This is a genomic window from Undibacterium sp. 14-3-2 (assembly GCF_016595265.1).
Taxonomy (GTDB): Bacteria; Pseudomonadota; Gammaproteobacteria; order Burkholderiales; family Burkholderiaceae_D; genus Undibacterium; species Undibacterium aquatile.
On record NZ_JAENGS010000002.1, the window covers coordinates 584,299 to 600,244 of the forward strand.

Below are 15,946 nucleotides of genomic sequence, written 5' to 3' on the forward strand. Positions count from 1 at the left end.
TGTGATATCGCAAAAATAGAATAGAAAACTTACTTACCTGTAGCACTGGCTGGTACGGCCTGCGCTGGAGCTGGTGGCAATACAGGCGGCTGCTCGATTTCTTTGCTTTCTTTTTTTCCGCCGAATTCGAGAATAGTCCACTGCGGCGCCCGGTTTGCATTTCCCTGAACGGTACCTTTGGGAGCATTACCGACTTCAGGATCCGCTTTTAAGGTGTAATTACTTTTGCCCGACTTCACCTGAACTTCAGTGACTTTGCCAGCATTATTGCGTTTCTCAGTTACTTTATTCTTTGGTTCAGGTTTGCCTACAGATAATGAAGGATCTGCTGCGCCGTCTTCCAATTTATCCAGCTTAGGTGGCGCCTGGTCGGGCTTTTGCGTCTGAGCCAACACTACTCCTGCGAAACTCAACAAGAAGAGGCCAGAAAGAACTCCTGACAGGATTTTCGACATTTTTTTCATGGTTAATATCCAATTGGCTTGAACTGGCGGACATTGTAACAAAGCAGTGCTCTCACTGACAGAGAATATACGGTTCCAGATTCGATAAAAAAAAAGGAGTCGTCTGACGACGACTCCTTTTTTGAATTTTCTAAATTAATTCGGGTTTAAGCCCGAATTCAATTAGAACTTGTGACGGATACCAACGTTCAGCAATTTGTCTGTCTGACCAGCAGCAGCTACATTGTATTTACCGTTGTTGTCGTTAGTTGTACGAGAGAACGATGTGTAGATGTCTGTACGTTTAGACAAATCGTATGTGTAACCGATAGCGAATTGTTTGCCATCTGCGTTAGCAACTGCTTTGTTTTTAGCTTGTGTGAAGTCAGCTACAAATGCACCTGGACCAAACGGTACTGTCGCGCCGATCATCCAAATGCGTTCATCGTTAGTGCCGCCTTTGATAGTTTCGTATGCAGCGTGAGCTTTTACAACTGTGAAGTCATAAGTGCCACCAACGAATGTTTTCTTACCAGCATTTGCATCATTACCAGTTGCATCGTTCAGTTTTTCGTAAGCGATTGCTGCGTAAACTGGACCTTCAGAGTAAACACCAGAAACGCCAACTTTACGGTTGCCAGAATTATTGCCAGCAACTTCACCGAAACCGTATTGCAGAGAACCTACAAAGCCACCCAGGCTGTTTGTAGAGTAAGTGATTGCATTGTCAGTACGTGTCGATGTTTTGAACAAACGACCGATGTCGCCAGCCAGACCAATGTGGAATGGATCAACGTTATCGCCGATGTCATAAGTTACAGATTTTTGACGACCCAGGTTCACAGAACCGAAATCACCGGACAAACCAACATAAGCTTGACGACCGAAAGCCAGACCGCCTTGATCAGACGCGCCAGTATCAGTTTTCAAACCCATTTCCAAAACGAAGTTTGCTTTCAGACCGCTACCCAGATCTTCAACGCCTTTGAAGCCCAGACGTGAACCGTTTTGAACGCCACTATCCAAAGAAGTTTTTGCGCCAGAACCGTTGTCATCACGAACCACGCCCATGTCAACGATACCGTAGATAGTTACGGAAGATTGCGCGAAAGCTGCGCCAGAGAATGCACTCATCAGAGCAAGTGCGAGGAATGATTTTTTCATTGTCTAGTATCCAAAAATGAATGTTAAATTTTTGCTGCACCACAAACAAAACGCGGCAAAAAACTGAATTGCAGGTCAATTTACAGCCTTGAACCAATAATTGATCCAATGACAAATGTCACGATACCTGCGAAAAATGACATTTTGATGAAATCAGACTACTTAATAAACAAGGACTTACAGAGCGTTGCAATATAAAGACATAGCCAATTTTGAAAAATTTAATCAGGTATTTAACAAAGCCAGCGATGTCCAGGCTCGCATTATAGGCATTTTTTACCTTTGCTGCACAGCACCAGTCAGATAAGGGATATCCCGTATTTTTCAATAGATAGAAAAAAACATATTTATCCGACGGTTTCCCATGCATTTTGTTTCTGCGCCGTTTTCGACCGCCAGTAGGCACGACCGCTGTACCAGAGCGCTGCCGCAATCAATGCACAAACCAGCTGGCCAAGGGCTAACGAGAGAGCCGAATGATCTAACGCCGGCGCGACAACACCAGCAATTACTGCCCCAAGTAAAGTTAACGTTGCCGACTGGCAGGACGCAACGATACCTCTGATTGTAGGAAACAAGTCCAGAACCAGCAAGGTCGCGCCTGGTGCAACCAGTGACATGCCAAACGTGTAAAAAAACAACGGAGTTACCGACCAGAGCAGCACTGGCGCGGAGAAAAAATGAAATGTCACGTTAAAAACGGACGCTCCGATAAGGAAGCAGAAACCGATACTCACCTGCTTCCATACAGAGAGTTTGCCAGCCAGTCTGTTTGCCGCAAAAGCCCCTAAAAAAATGCCGGCGACAGAGGGAACAAATTGCCAGCCGAACTGATCGGCAGCAAGCTTCAGATGTTGAGTAATAAACACCGGGGCAGCAGAAACATATAAGAACATGCCAGCAAAATTAAAGGCAACAGTACCGGCTTTTAGATGGAATAAAGGAGACTTAAATACTTTTCGGTAACTAAGCCATAGAAATTCCATACTGAATTCCTGCCGTTTATCTTTCGGTAAAGATTCAGGCAAGAACTTAAAGCAGGCAAACCATAACGCAATTGTGTATAAAAAAAGCAATAAAAAAATTGCGCGCCAGCTCATAAAGCCGACAATCCAGCCGCCGAGTATCGGCGCAATTGCAGGAGCGATCGAGAAGATCATCGTCACCATCGACAACAAACGTTCTGCCGGAGCACCCGCATAAAGATCACGGATCATCGCCCGTCCGACCACCATCCCGGCACCAGCCGAAACGCCTTGCAGAATACGAAATCCCCACAGGTAATGAATGCTGTGTACTGACGCGCAACCAAAACTGGCGACGGCAAAAATCGCTAAGGCCGCCAGAATGACGTTACGCCGCCCGAACGCATCCGACAGCGCGCCATGCCATAAAGTCATAAACGCAAACGACAACATATAAGCGGTGAGCGTCTGCTGGACTTCCAGTGAAGTTGCCACCAGACTGCTCTGTATATTTGGGAAAGCCGGTAAATAAGTATCAATGGAAAATGGTCCCAACATCGCCAGTGCAGCTAATAAAGTGGCAAGTCCGGCATTGCTGAGCTGTTGGCGGGAGTGCATTTGTTACCCAATCATTCAAAAAAATAAATAAAATGCTGTTACAAAAAAAAAGAAAAAAGGCGAAATATTTCGCCTTTTTGTTGCTAATGCGAGACACGTTAGGATTAAATTCCCCCCATACAGAGGTATTTCATTTCCAGATATTCATCCATACCGTATTTGGAACCTTCACGTCCGAGTCCGGATTGCTTGACGCCGCCAAACGGCGCGACCTCATTGGAAATTAAGCCTGTATTAATCCCCACCATGCCGTATTCCAACTTTTCGGCGACGCGCCAGACGCGGCCGATATCGCGTGAATAGAAATACGAGGCCAATCCGAAGTCGGTATTATTTGCAGCCGCGATGACTTCTTCTTCAGTAGTGAATTTCACTACTGCAGCGACCGGTCCGAAGGTTTCCTCATTCATCACCAGCATGGAAGCTGTGACATCCGCCAGCACCGTTGGTTCATAGAATAATTCCCCAGCGCTATGTGGCTTACCACCGGCGAGCAAGCGGGCGCCCTGTTCCATCGCGTCCGCAACATGTTCTTCTACTTTCGCCACCGCTTGCGCATCGATCATGGGGCCCTGATTAACACCGGCATCGAAACCATCACCGACTCTGATTTTTTTTGCCCCGGCAGCTAATTTACTGACGAATTCATCGTAGACCGAAGCGTGTGCATAAAAGCGATTGGTACACACACAGGTCTGGCCCGAGTTGCGGAACTTGGATAACAAGGCGCCTTCGACAGCAGCATCAATGTCAGCATCCTCAAATACGATAAACGGTGCATGACCGCCCAGTTCCAGCGCCAGCTTCTTGACCGTCGGGGCGGACTGACGCATCAGAATGCGGCCAACCGGCGTCGAACCGGTAAACGACAAATGCCGGACGACTGAGCTATCGCATAAAACTCTACCGACAGCGACAGATTGCTCCGCGTCGGCAGTAATAATATTAATGATCCCGGCAGGAATACCTGCGCGGTGCGCCAGCTCGGCAATCGCCAGCGCCGACAACGGTGTCTGCTCAGCTGGCTTGATGACAATCGAACAGCCAGCGGCCACAGCCGGAGCGACCTTGCGGGTAATCATCGCAATCGGGAAATTCCAGGGCGTGATTGCGGCACACACACCAATCGGTTGCCGCAACACGACCATGCGCTTATCGCTCCAGGTCGAGGCCATCACGTCGCCCGCGACACGTTTCGCCTCTTCGGCAAACCATTCAACGAAACTGGCGCCGTAGATGACTTCGCCCTTTGCCTCGGCAAGCGGTTTTCCTTGTTCGGCAGTCATGATCGCTGCCAGATCATCGGCATGGCTGATAATCAGATCAAACCAGCGACGCATGATATTGGCACGCTCTTTTCCTGTTTTCGCCGCCCACAACGGAAAAGCAGCCTGCGCGGCAGCAATAGCGGCATGCGCATCTGGTTCCGCTAAATTAGGTACTGTCGCCAGCACAGCCTGGGTTGATGGATTCACCACATCAAACTTCGTTTGCGCCTGCACCCACGCGCCATTGATATATGCAGCGTCACGCAACAACGATGCGTCTTTTAAGCCTAATGATTTTGCAGTTTGTTCTGATGACATCACTCCGTCTCCATCATGTTTTGACTGATTAATGAATAGCAACTACCGGACTTATGCGACATCGCGCTCGGCAGGGTGATCGCTTCTGATCATATAAATATGTCAGCCTTAGCTGGCATCCCGTGCCGCAATAAAATTGCCGTAAGTCCGCAATAAAAAGGAAAGCCTAAAGCAAAACAGCCAGGTCTGCTTGACCCGGCTGTTTTATTCAGATGAATTATTTTGATTTCATCTTTGTTATTTTGGTTTGGCTTCCTCGCGACGGTTGAAACCGGCAACCATATCAAAGCGAAATAAGCGGCATTCCAGCGCACCATTAAAGAAAGGCGTTTTGCGTGATTCTTTTAAACGCAGCATCTTCGGTACAGTCAGATCGGCGGTAAACAAAAAGACGCTCCAACCGGCAAAACGTTGTTTCAAAGTTGTGCTGAAGGCGCTGAAAAATTCTTTTGCCAGATCATCGGTTTCCAGCGAGCTGTCGCCACGCACGCCGATACGTTCACCATATGGTGGATTAGTCAGCAATATGCCTGGCTGCGTTGTCGGTGCCTTGATTTCCTGCGCTTCGATCTGTTTCAGCGGCACTTCAAAACGGATGCCCGCTTTATTCAGATTATTGCGTGTCATCACGACCATATCGCCGGAAATATCGCTGCCGAAAATCGTCGGTTCAGCGGGCAAAGGATTTGGCTTCGCGGCGGCTTTGATAGCAGCCCACGCATCAGCATCAAACTGACGAAATTTTTCAAAGCCAAATTCGCGTTTTAATCCCGGCGGAATCCCCGCCAGAATTTGTGCGGCTTCAATCAATATCGTGCCGGACCCGCACATAGGATCGAACAAAGGCACGCCCGGTTTCCAGCCCGCCGTACGCAACAAACCTGCCGCCAGATTTTCACGCAAAGGCGCGTCACCGGTTTCCATACGCCAGCCGCGCTTAAACAAAGGTTCGCCGGAAGTATCGAGATAAATCGTGAAATTATGCGCATCGAGAAAACCGACGATACGCATATCCGGTGTTTTCGTATCGACCGAAGGACGTTGTGTGAACTGATCACGGAAACGATCACAAATCGCATCTTTGATTTTCAGTGTGATGAATTCCAGACTCTTGACCGGTGATTTCACTGCCGTGACATCGACACGTATCGTGTGGTGATAACCGAACCAGTCTTCCCATGCCTGCGCTAACACCAGATCGTAAATATCGTTTTCATTCGAGTAACTCGCATGCGCCATACGCATCAGCACGCGTGAAGCGATGCGGGAATGCAGATTGATGCGCCAGCCGTCCTGCAAACTGCCGGAACAATGCACACCGCCCGGCACCTGATTGTGGACGGCCATGGTTTTATCCATCGCAGCGATTTCGTTCAACTCTTCAGCGAGAGCGATTTCCATGCCGCGCGGGCATGGACAAAAATAGGAATGACGTGTCATGGGGAACCTTTTATCCGTTGTAATTCAAAAAATACAGGGTGAGCATGGCTCACCCCTCACTACACTTACACGCAGCCACTTTACGTCAGCAACGTGCACCGTTTTTTGTCGCCACTCAGAACGGCTTGACGACAACTAATATCACGACGATCAGCAATAAAATCACCGGCACTTCGTTAAACCAGCGGAACCAGACATGGCTGCGCTTATTCTGGCCTTTTTCAAATTTTTTCAGCAAACTGCCGCAGGCATGGTGATAACCGATCAGCAAAATCACACACAATAATTTTGCATGCAGCCAGCCATTGCCGGGACCTTTGCCTATGCCGTAACCCAGCCACAAATAACCGCCCAGCAATACCGCGGGCACCATCAGCATCGTGGAAAAGCGATACAGCTTGCGTGCCATCAGCAATAAACGTCCGGTGCTGGTGGCGTCGGTTTCCATCGCCAGATTCACCAGTATACGCGGCAGGTAAAACAAGCCAGCAAACCATGACGTGACAAACAGAATGTGCAGCGCTTTAATCCAGAGCATAATTTTCTTTCAAAATAGCTTACAAAGTGACGTTCAACAATTTACTGACGAACTTCGCCGTGACCAAACACGACGTATTTTAACGACGTTAAACCTTCCAGTCCGACCGGGCCACGCGCATGCAGCTTGTCATTGGAAATGCCGATTTCAGCCCCCAGCCCGTATTCAAAACCATCCGCAAAACGGGTTGAGGCATTCACCATCACAGAGGCAGAATCCACCTCGCGCAGGAAACGCAGCGCGCGGCTGTAATCTTCGGTGATGATCGCTTCGGTATGCTTGGACGAGTAGTCATTGATGTGCGTCATCGCCGCATCGATATCCGCGACGACTTTGACCGCCAGCACCGGCGCCAGATATTCTGTGCTCCAATCTTCTTCCGTGGCTTGCGCGAGATAAGGGTAGCCCGCCAGAATCGCTGTCGCTGCGGGGTCGCAACGCAATTCGACTTGTTTGGCCTCATACAGTTTTGCCAGCGGCGGCAATACCTGCGCTGCAATTCTTTCTGCGACCAGTAAAGTTTCCATCGTATTGCAGGTACCGTAACGATGGCATTTGGCATTGAATGCAACGTCCAGCGCTTTTTGTAGATCGGCTTTATCGTCGATATAGACATGGCAGATACCATCGAGATGCTTGATCATCGGCACGGTCGCTTCCTGCATCAGGCGGGCGATCAGGCCTTTGCCGCCACGCGGCACAATCACATCGACATACTGCGGCATGGTGATCAGTTCACCAACCGCAGCGCGGTCAGTGGTTTCGACGATCTGCACTGCATCGGCGGGCAAACCGGCACCCGCCAGCCCTTCTTTCACCAATTTGGCCAATGCCTGATTGCAGTGAATTGCTTCCGAGCCGCCGCGCAGTATCGTCGCATTGCCGCTCTTGATGCACAGACCTGCGGCATCGACGGTCACATTCGGGCGCGCTTCGTAAATGATGCCGATCACGCCGAGTGGCACACGCATCTGCCCGACTTGTATGCCGGTCGGACGATACTTCATGTTGGATATTTCACCGATAGGATCAGCCAGGCTGACAATCTGCTCCAGACCTTCGGCCATCGTCGCAATCGCTTTATCTGACAAAGTCAGGCGATCGAGCATCGCGGCTTCCATGCCTGATGCTTTGGCAGCGGCGAGATCGAGTTCGTTAGCGGCGCGCAATGCAGCTGCGTCGCGCCGGATCGCGGCAGCAATCAGACTCAACGCCAGATTTTTTGCGGCAGTATCGGCCTTCGCCATCGCCCGCGATGCCGCGCGGGCGCGGGCGCCGAGGTCGTTCATGTAATGTTTGATGTCCATCATGTCATTTTGGGAGCTTTATATACTCCCCCGTGTATTTTTTAAAGCCCTTTATTTACAAGGACATTAGGTGTGTTTTTAAGGATACTCCCCCAATTTCGGGAAATTTTGGCATTTCCGGCAGTGCTGCGGCGGCAGTTCAGGCGGCGGTCGCGACTTTTAATCCCAACTGCAGCAGCGCATCCCAGGCGTCGCCGGCAAATGCTTTGGCACGTAAACCTTTGACCATCTTATCGACTTGCGAGGCTTCTTGCAGCGCTGTTTGCAAGGTCTGCAAACTGACTCTGCGTAATGCCGGGTCCATGAGTTTTTCTCTGGGTCCCCAAATTCTGTATTCTTTCAGCAGGGCAGATAATGGCCGCCCTTGCTGCATGCCGGATTTCAGTTTCAGCAAAGTGCGGATTTCTTCCGCCATCGCCCACAACACCAGCGGCAATGCTTCACCTTCACCTTTAAGTCCGTTCAGCATCCGTGATAAGCGGGCGACGTCACCAGCGAGCATCGCTTCATTGAGTTTAAACACATCATAACGTGCGACATTCAGCACCGCGTCGTGGATTTGTTCAAAGCTGAGCTTCCCGGCCGGATGCAGTAAAGCGAGTTTTTGTATTTCCTGATGCGCAGCAAGTAGATTGCCTTCGACGCGATCGGCGATAAAATCCAGGCTTTGCCTATCCGCACTTTGTTGCTGCAAGGCGAGGCGCTGACTGATCCAGTTCGGCAAATGATTGCGTTCGACCAGCGGAATATCGATATACACCGCCGCTTGTTGCAGACTGCTGACCCAGGCCGCTTTTTGCGTTGCCCAATCGAGCTTGGGCAGTGTAATCAGCGTCAGATTATCCGGCGATAAATGCGTGACATAATCCTGCAGCGCTTGTCCGCCATCCTTGCCGGGCTTGCCGGTCGGAATGCGCAGGTCGATCAGTTTTTTATCGCCGAACAGCGATTGCGACTGATTCGCTGCCAGCAGCGCCCCCCATTTGAAACTGCGCTCGACGGTTAAAATTTCACGCTCATAAAAGCCCTGCGCTTTCGCCGCGCGACGGACTTTGTCCGCAGCTTCCAGCGCGAGTAAATGCTCATCGCTGGTGATCACATACAGTGGTGCCAGCGTTTTCGCCAGATGGCCATCAAGGGCATCGAAGCGCAACTGCATTTATTGATCCATCTTCACAACAGACAGGCGGCGCATGATCTGCTGCACCAGGTCACTTTGCATATCGCGGTACAGCAAGGCTTCTTCGGATTCTTTCGCCAACACCTGTGCTTCATTGAACGTGATCGTGCGTTTCAGTTGCACCGTCACTGGCTCCAGATATTCTTTACCGACCGCATTACGCAGGCGGAAACGGAAGTTATACAGCAGATTGTACTCACGTACCCGGCCCTGGCTATTCAAGGACAGAATTTGCTTTTCACGCGTTTCGCTCAGCACATCCAGTATTACTTCCGCATCTTTCGCCTCGGCAGTGATCTGCGTCTGCCCGTTCGCGCGTATCTGACGTTTTAACTCGCCGCCCAGCGATGAACCATCAGACAGGCCGATATAAATACTTTTAAATGGAAAGCTGACCGGTCCACGCAAGGCAAAACCGCATGCAGACAAACTCACCAGCATGGCTACTGCGAGCAGCCATGTCAGTTGACGTGAAAAAACAGAACGCATGCGGATGACTCCTGTAACAAAAATTAAGCGACGATATTGACCAGTTTACCCGGTACAACAATAATTTTCTTCGGCGCACCTTCGATGAAACGCTGCACGCTTTCGCTGGCCAGTGCGGTAGCCTCTATCGTGGCTTTATCCGCATCTTTACTGACCTTGATGCTGCCGCGCAGTTTGCCGTTTACCTGCACCATCAGTTCGATTTCATCCTGCACCAGTGCTGCTTCATCGACTTGCGGCCATGGCGCATCGATCAGCTCGCCAAGCTCGGCGGCAAAGCCCAGTTCCTGCCACAGCGCATGCGTGATATGCGGGCAAACCGGATACAGGCCACGCAACAATACACTGAACGCTTCACGTAATGCGGCTGCCGAACCTTCGGCTTCCGATTTGAATGACTCTATCGTGTTGAGCAACTTCATCGCACCGGAGACCACAGTGTTGTATTGTAGGCGATCATAATCGGCATCGATTTGTTTCAGGGTCAGATGCACTTCACGGCGCAATACTTTCACATCCGCCGCGTAATTCGCCGGTGCTGTCGCACCAGTGGCAATCGTCGCAGACAATTTCAATGCCGATGCCCACAAGCGGCGCAGGTAACGCGAGGCGCCTTCAACACCGCTGCTGCTCCAGGCCGCACTTTGATCTGGGGGGCCTGCAAACATCGTGAACAGACGCGCCGTATCAGCACCGAACTGGGTGATGATGTCTTTTGGCTCAACCACGTTGTTTTTGGATTTCGACATTTTTTCTATGCCGCCCATTTGCACTGGCTGACCATCAGATTTCAGGCTCGCCGATACCGGACGGCCTTTGTCATCGTGCTGGACTTCGATTTCATTCGGATAGAACCAGGTCTTCTTGCCACTGGTATCTTCGCGGTAGAACGATTCGTTCAGCAACATGCCTTGCGTGAACAGATTTTTGAATGGCTCGTCAATCTTGACCAGACCCATATCGCGCATCGCTTTGGTCCAGAAACGAGCGTACAGCAAATGCAATACCGCATGTTCAACGCCGCCGATATACTGATCCATGCCCTTAGGACTCATCCAGTAATCATTGCGTTCATCGACCATCGTCGTCGCATCCGGGCAGGTATAGCGCATGAAATACCAGCTGGAATCGACGAAGGTATCCATGGTGTCGGTTTCACGCTGCGCTGGCTTGCCGCATTTAGGGCAAGGCACATTCAGGAACGCTGCATGCGTTTTCAGCGGATTACCGGAACCGTCAGGAATACATTCGGTTGGCAATACCACCGGCAAATCTTCGTAAGGCACAGGTACATCACCACAGCATTCGCAATGAATGATAGGAATCGGCGTGCCCCAGTAACGTTGACGCGAAATGCCCCAGTCACGCAGACGCCAGGTCGTTTTTTTCTCACCGACGCCTTTGGCGGCGAGATCGGCAGCAACGGCATCAACAGCGGCTTTATAACTCAAACCATCGTATTTGCCGGAATTAACTGTCACGCATTTCTGTTTGTCGCCATACCAGTCAGCCCATGCGTCAGTGGTAAAGCTCTCACCTTCAACAGTCACAACTTGTTTGATCGCAATGCCGTATTTTTTGGCAAACGCAAAGTCGCGCTCGTCATGTGCAGGTACGCCCATCACAGCGCCGTCGCCATAAGTCATCAGCACATAATTACCGACCCAGACTTCAACTTGCTCGCCGGTCAGTGGATGCGTGACGAATAAGCCCGTTGGCAAACCTTCTTTTTCCTTGGTCGCCATTTCGGCTTCGGTCGTGCCACCGGCTTTGCACTCTTCGATGAACGCTGCCAGTTTCGCATTATTTTTTGCAGCGACAGTCGCCAGCGGATGCTCCGCAGCCACGGCGCAGAACGTCACGCCCATGATCGTGTCAGGGCGGGTCGTGAAGACGTACATTTTGCCGTCTTGTACCAAGGCGCCTGTGTCGTCTTTGATCTCGTGACTGAATGCAAAGCGCACGCCTTCGCTCTTGCCTATCCAGTTACGCTGCATGGTGCGCACTTGTTCAGGCCAGCCATCAAGCGTATCAATACTGCTCAGCAATTCCTCGGCGTATTGGGTGATGCCGAAGTAGTAACCGGGAATTTCACGCTTTTCCACCAGCGCACCGGAGCGCCAGCCGCGACCATCAATCACCTGCTCATTCGCCAGCACGGTCTGATCAATCGGGTCCCAGTTCACGATCTGAGTTTTTTTGTAGGCGATGCCTTTTTCCAGCATCTTCAGGAACAGCCACTGATTCCAGCGGTAGTAATCGGGATCACAGGTCGCTACTTCACGCGACCAGTCGAATGCCAGCCCCAGCGGTTCCATCTGCGACTTCATGTCTTCGATATTCGCGTAAGTCCATTCTGCCGGTGATTTTTTATACGCAATCGCCGCATTTTCGGCTGGCAATCCAAACGCATCCCAGCCCATAGGCATCAACACGTTGTAACCCTTCATACGCAGCTGGCGCGCCAGCATGTCGTTGATGGTGTAGTTACGCACATGGCCCATGTGCAGCTTACCGGAAGGGTAAGGCAGCATGGAGCAGGCGTAGTACTTGCCTTTAGGGAAACGTGGGTTATTTTCTACCGCCTTATAGGCATCGATTTTTTTCCAATGGGATTGCGCCGATTGCTCGACGTCGGAGGGCGTGTATTTTTCTTGCATGGCGTGACCAGAAGTAGATGCGGAAATGACTCAGAACCTTAGATTATAACTGGTTCAGGGGTGATATTGAGCAATGCTTGTGAGCATCAGGGTTTGGCAGTGACCGGTTCCGTCACAGGTTGCATCACAAACGCAATTTTGTTCAGCCCCTGCGCCTGCGCCGCCGCCATCAGTTGCGCAATCATGTCGTAACGTGAGGATTTGTCGGCGCGTAATTGCAGATCGGGTTGCGGCTGTTGCAAGGCTGCCTGCCGGAAGCGGGGTTCCAGCTCTGCCAGATCTGTTGCAACACCCTGCAGATAAATGATGCCTGCGGCATCAATCGCAATTTGCAGCGATTCTGGCTGTTGCTGACTGGCCTTCGCCGCAGCTTGTGGTAAATCCAGTTTGATTGCCGGCGTCATCAGTGGTGCGGCGATGATGAAAATCACCAGCAACACCAGCATCACATCCACCATAGGAGTGACATTGATATCGGCCATGCTGTGCATCTGTGATCGTCCGGCTTTGTCATTAAACGAACCAAACGCCATATTCACACCTGTTTTTCAGAAGCTTGCTGATCGCCGTCGCGACTGCAATGCGCATGCAGATCGTGTGCGAAGCCATCCAGCTCAGCGAATGTCATACGATTGAAACGATTAAAAACATTGTAAGCAAGCACAGAAGGAATGGCGACGATCAGACCAAAGGCAGTCATGATGAGCGCTTCACCGACCGGCCCCGCAAGCTGATCTATCTGTATCGTGGCTGCGGACGATATCGTCGTCAGCGCGTGATAAATCCCCCATACCGTCCCGAGCAAGCCGACAAACGGCGCGGTGGAACCAACGGAGGCCAGCACCGTCAGGCCATTTTCGAGACGACTTGTGGTTACCTGCAGTTGCTGGCGCAAAGCACGCGTCAGCGCGTCATTCAGACTGCTGTCAGCACTCAATGTTGATGCACGCTGAGCGGCATCGATTGCCGACATCGCCGCTACCGCCAACGACAGATACACCTGCTCTTTATCGCGCTGTTGTAACAGCATCTGCGCATCGGCCATACTCGGCGCGAGCCAGAATTTCGGCAAGAACGGCGCTGCTTTACGCACACGCCAGAAAGACCAGGCTTTGGCAAAAATCAGCGCCCAACTCAACAGAGACATCAGCAGTAAAAGATAGGCAATGGCGTGCCCGAACTGATCTGCCTGCTCCCAGTAATGCGCGATTGCAGCGTTCATTGCGATAGATAAATTAGTGGTTATTCAGCCCGAGCACGTCGTACATATCGAACAGACCGGTTGCCTTATCATTCAGGAAACGTGCCGCCCTCAGACTGCCGTGCGCGTAAGTGACACGACTGGAGGATTTATGCGAAATTTCTACGCGCTCACCGATACCGGCGAACAACACCGTGTGATCGCCGACAATATCACCGCCACGTATCGTCGCAAACCCGATAGAAGACGGATCACGTTCGCCCGTCACACCTTCGCGCGCAAAGACGCCAACCTCTTTCAGATCGCGGCCTAACGCGTCAGCAATCACCTCGCCCATTTTGAGCGCGGTACCTGAAGGCGCATCGACTTTATGCCGGTGATGTGCTTCAACGATTTCGATGTCATAGCCTTCTGCGAAACTCTTGGCTGCCATTTCCAGTAACTTGAGCGTGACATTTACGCCAACGCTCATGTTCGGCGCAAAGACAATCGCGGTTTGTTTACCCGCTGCCGCAATGGCTGCTTTACCAGCATCGTCAAAACCTGTCGTGCCGATAATCATTTTGATGCCATGCGCTACACAGTAGTCGAGATGCTTCAACGTCCCTTCAGGACGTGTGAAGTCAATCAGAAATTCTGCGTTGGCCAATGCCTTAGCCAGATCAGACTCAATCAACACACCTGCAGGTTTGCCCAGAAATACGCCAGCGTCGGTACCTATTGCCGGGGAACCGGCAACATCCAACGCACCGGCCAGCACCATGTCGTCTGCGTTGCTGATAGCTTCAATCAGCATTTTCCCCATGCGGCCGGAAGCGCCCGCAACCGCTACTTTTAATGCAGTCATACCAGCTTTCTTTATTTTTTATCTTTTTTCTTCGGCGTGCCGTCGAGATCATTCAGCGACTCAACTTTATCTAAGCCCAGCGCCGACTCGGTAATCCTAGCCAGATATTCTTTTTCCGTTGGCAGACTACCGCCTTCGAATTTAGAAACCGTATTGTTTTTAAAATGAATGGTGACCTGACTGACTACCTGCTCGCCATTCGGCTTAGTCAGGCGGAAAGGATAATCCCAGCGGTCTTCGTGGAACATATCCGTCAACAAAGCGGTGCCAAGCACAAAACGGACTTGCTCACGCGTCATCCCTTCTTTGATCTGCGCCATCATTTCCTGAGAAACGAAGTTACCTTGCTGAACGGTAATACGATATGGGGAAATATAGCCCAGGAATTTACTCACCCCTGTCGGTGCGTATATTTGCGTACCGGCCGTTGCTGACACAGCTTTGTCCGCCACTGGCGGTTTCGATGCGCAAGCAGATACGCCCAGTAATAATGTCATGCCTGCAAGCCGGATGGCTTTACCTTGAACAGATTTTGAAAACAACAATCGCATAGGTACCCTCAGTAATTGAGCAACATGCCCTAAAACCCGATATCATAAAGCAGATAGCCCTCTTTTGACCGAAAACATGACAAACAGCACTCCAAATCTGAAAGCCAGCGGACTTAAAGCAACCTTGCCACGCCTGAAAATCCTCGAAATTTTCCAAAGTAGTAAGGTTCGCCATCTGACTGCAGAAGACGTCTATAAAATACTTTTGAATGAAAATATGGATGTCGGTCTGGCAACTGTCTACCGCGTTCTGACACAATTTGAGCAGGCGGGCCTGCTGCACCGGAATCATTTTGAAACTGGCAAAGCTATTTTTGAATTAAACGAAGGCTCACACCATGATCATCTGGTCTGCCTCGATTGCGGTCGCGTTGAAGAGTTTTTTGATGCAGAAATTGAACAGCGCCAGCATACCATCGCTCTGGAGCGCGGCTTTAAAATCGCAGAACATTCACTCGCGATCTACGGTAGTTGCACGAAAGAGAACTGCGAGCACAAAAATTAAGTGTCAACGTGCTCATACCAGTGAGCATTGAAGCGCTTGTAACAGGATGCGTGGGTGCGTTCGGTTATTTTTTTATTTTTGCAGCGACACCAGCAACAGTATCGATAATTTTCTGCGCGTTAAATGGTTTCAGAATAATGCCGTGTATGCCTGATTTCACCGCTTCCGACAAAATGTCCTTATCGTGACTCGCTGTTACCAGCAATATTCTGGTATCAGGCAACATATCTTTAAGTTTTGGCAGCACGTCAAGACCGCTGACTTTAGGCATCACCACATCCAGCATAATCACGTCTGGCCGTAGTTTGAGCGCCATATCCAGCCCGGTTCCACCGTCTGTCGCCTCACCTGCAACCGTGTATCCCTCGTTGCGCAACACGACACGTAACACTTCGCGGGTAATATCGTTGTCGTCAATGAGTAATATGGAAATATTTTTATTTAACATCGCA

Annotated in this window: 16 protein-coding genes; 1 reads left to right on the forward strand and 15 read right to left on the reverse strand. The window is 50.7% G+C overall.

Features of this window, described 5'->3' with window-relative positions:
* Nucleotides 1-29: 29 nt before the first annotated feature.
* From Undi14_RS07130 to Undi14_RS07195, 14 genes are all read right to left on the reverse strand, one after another.
* A complete protein-coding gene (locus Undi14_RS07130; protein WP_186882871.1) occupies nt 30-392 on the reverse strand; it encodes a hypothetical protein in 363 nt (120 codons plus the stop codon).
* Nucleotides 393-626: 234 nt separating this feature from the next.
* On the reverse strand, nt 627-1,607 hold the full coding sequence (locus Undi14_RS07135) for a porin (protein ID WP_200178977.1): 981 nt from the start codon (nt 1,605-1,607) through the stop codon (nt 627-629).
* A gap of 347 nt (nt 1,608-1,954) precedes the next feature.
* Nucleotides 1,955-3,190 (reverse strand): multidrug effflux MFS transporter, encoded by a 1,236-nt coding sequence (locus tag Undi14_RS07140; RefSeq protein ID WP_200178978.1) that lies wholly within the window; start codon nt 3,188-3,190, stop codon nt 1,955-1,957.
* Nucleotides 3,191-3,294: 104 nt separating this feature from the next.
* Entirely contained in the window at nt 3,295-4,776 is a 1,482-nt protein-coding gene (locus Undi14_RS07145) for an NAD-dependent succinate-semialdehyde dehydrogenase (RefSeq protein WP_200178979.1), read from the reverse strand.
* A gap of 237 nt (nt 4,777-5,013) precedes the next feature.
* Nucleotides 5,014-6,216 (reverse strand): class I SAM-dependent RNA methyltransferase, encoded by a 1,203-nt coding sequence (locus Undi14_RS07150; RefSeq protein WP_234030463.1) that lies wholly within the window; start codon nt 6,214-6,216, stop codon nt 5,014-5,016.
* 115 nt (nt 6,217-6,331) lie between these two features.
* Entirely contained in the window at nt 6,332-6,754 is a 423-nt protein-coding gene (locus Undi14_RS07155; protein ID WP_200178983.1) for a CopD family protein, read from the reverse strand.
* 41 nt (nt 6,755-6,795) lie between these two features.
* Nucleotides 6,796-8,064 (reverse strand): glutamate-5-semialdehyde dehydrogenase, encoded by a 1,269-nt coding sequence (locus Undi14_RS07160; RefSeq protein WP_200178991.1) that lies wholly within the window; start codon nt 8,062-8,064, stop codon nt 6,796-6,798.
* 136 nt (nt 8,065-8,200) lie between these two features.
* Nucleotides 8,201-9,220, reverse strand: a complete 1,020-nt coding sequence (holA, locus tag Undi14_RS07165) for a DNA polymerase III subunit delta (RefSeq protein WP_200178994.1) — start codon at nt 9,218-9,220, stop codon at nt 8,201-8,203.
* Nucleotides 9,221-9,730 (reverse strand): LPS assembly lipoprotein LptE, encoded by a 510-nt coding sequence (gene lptE, locus Undi14_RS07170; protein ID WP_200178996.1) that lies wholly within the window; start codon nt 9,728-9,730, stop codon nt 9,221-9,223.
* 23 nt (nt 9,731-9,753) lie between these two features.
* Nucleotides 9,754-12,390: a leucine--tRNA ligase gene (leuS, locus tag Undi14_RS07175; RefSeq protein WP_200179003.1), complete on the reverse strand. Its 2,637-nt coding sequence runs from the start codon at nt 12,388-12,390 to the stop codon at nt 9,754-9,756.
* Nucleotides 12,391-12,476: 86 nt separating this feature from the next.
* On the reverse strand, nt 12,477-12,923 hold the full coding sequence (locus Undi14_RS07180; RefSeq protein ID WP_186882863.1) for a biopolymer transporter ExbD: 447 nt from the start codon (nt 12,921-12,923) through the stop codon (nt 12,477-12,479).
* A gap of 2 nt (nt 12,924-12,925) precedes the next feature.
* Nucleotides 12,926-13,612: a MotA/TolQ/ExbB proton channel family protein gene (locus tag Undi14_RS07185; RefSeq protein ID WP_200179005.1), complete on the reverse strand. Its 687-nt coding sequence runs from the start codon at nt 13,610-13,612 to the stop codon at nt 12,926-12,928.
* Nucleotides 13,613-13,625: 13 nt separating this feature from the next.
* The gene (gene dapB, locus Undi14_RS07190; protein WP_200179006.1) at nt 13,626-14,438 is read right to left on the reverse strand and encodes a 4-hydroxy-tetrahydrodipicolinate reductase; all 813 of its coding nucleotides are present in this window, start codon (nt 14,436-14,438) and stop codon (nt 13,626-13,628) included.
* Between the two features lie 11 nt (nt 14,439-14,449).
* Nucleotides 14,450-14,935 (reverse strand): outer membrane protein assembly factor BamE, encoded by a 486-nt coding sequence (locus tag Undi14_RS07195; RefSeq protein WP_186882860.1) that lies wholly within the window; start codon nt 14,933-14,935, stop codon nt 14,450-14,452.
* Between the two features lie 130 nt (nt 14,936-15,065).
* Between Undi14_RS07195 and fur the strand changes: the two genes are divergently transcribed.
* Nucleotides 15,066-15,494, forward strand: coding sequence for a ferric iron uptake transcriptional regulator (fur, locus tag Undi14_RS07200; protein ID WP_186882859.1), 429 nt, complete (start codon nt 15,066-15,068; stop codon nt 15,492-15,494).
* Nucleotides 15,495-15,558: 64 nt separating this feature from the next.
* Here fur and Undi14_RS07205 read toward each other — a convergent pair whose 3' ends face one another.
* Nucleotides 15,559-15,942: a response regulator gene (locus Undi14_RS07205; protein WP_186882858.1), complete on the reverse strand. Its 384-nt coding sequence runs from the start codon at nt 15,940-15,942 to the stop codon at nt 15,559-15,561.
* Nucleotides 15,943-15,946 lie beyond the last annotated feature (4 nt).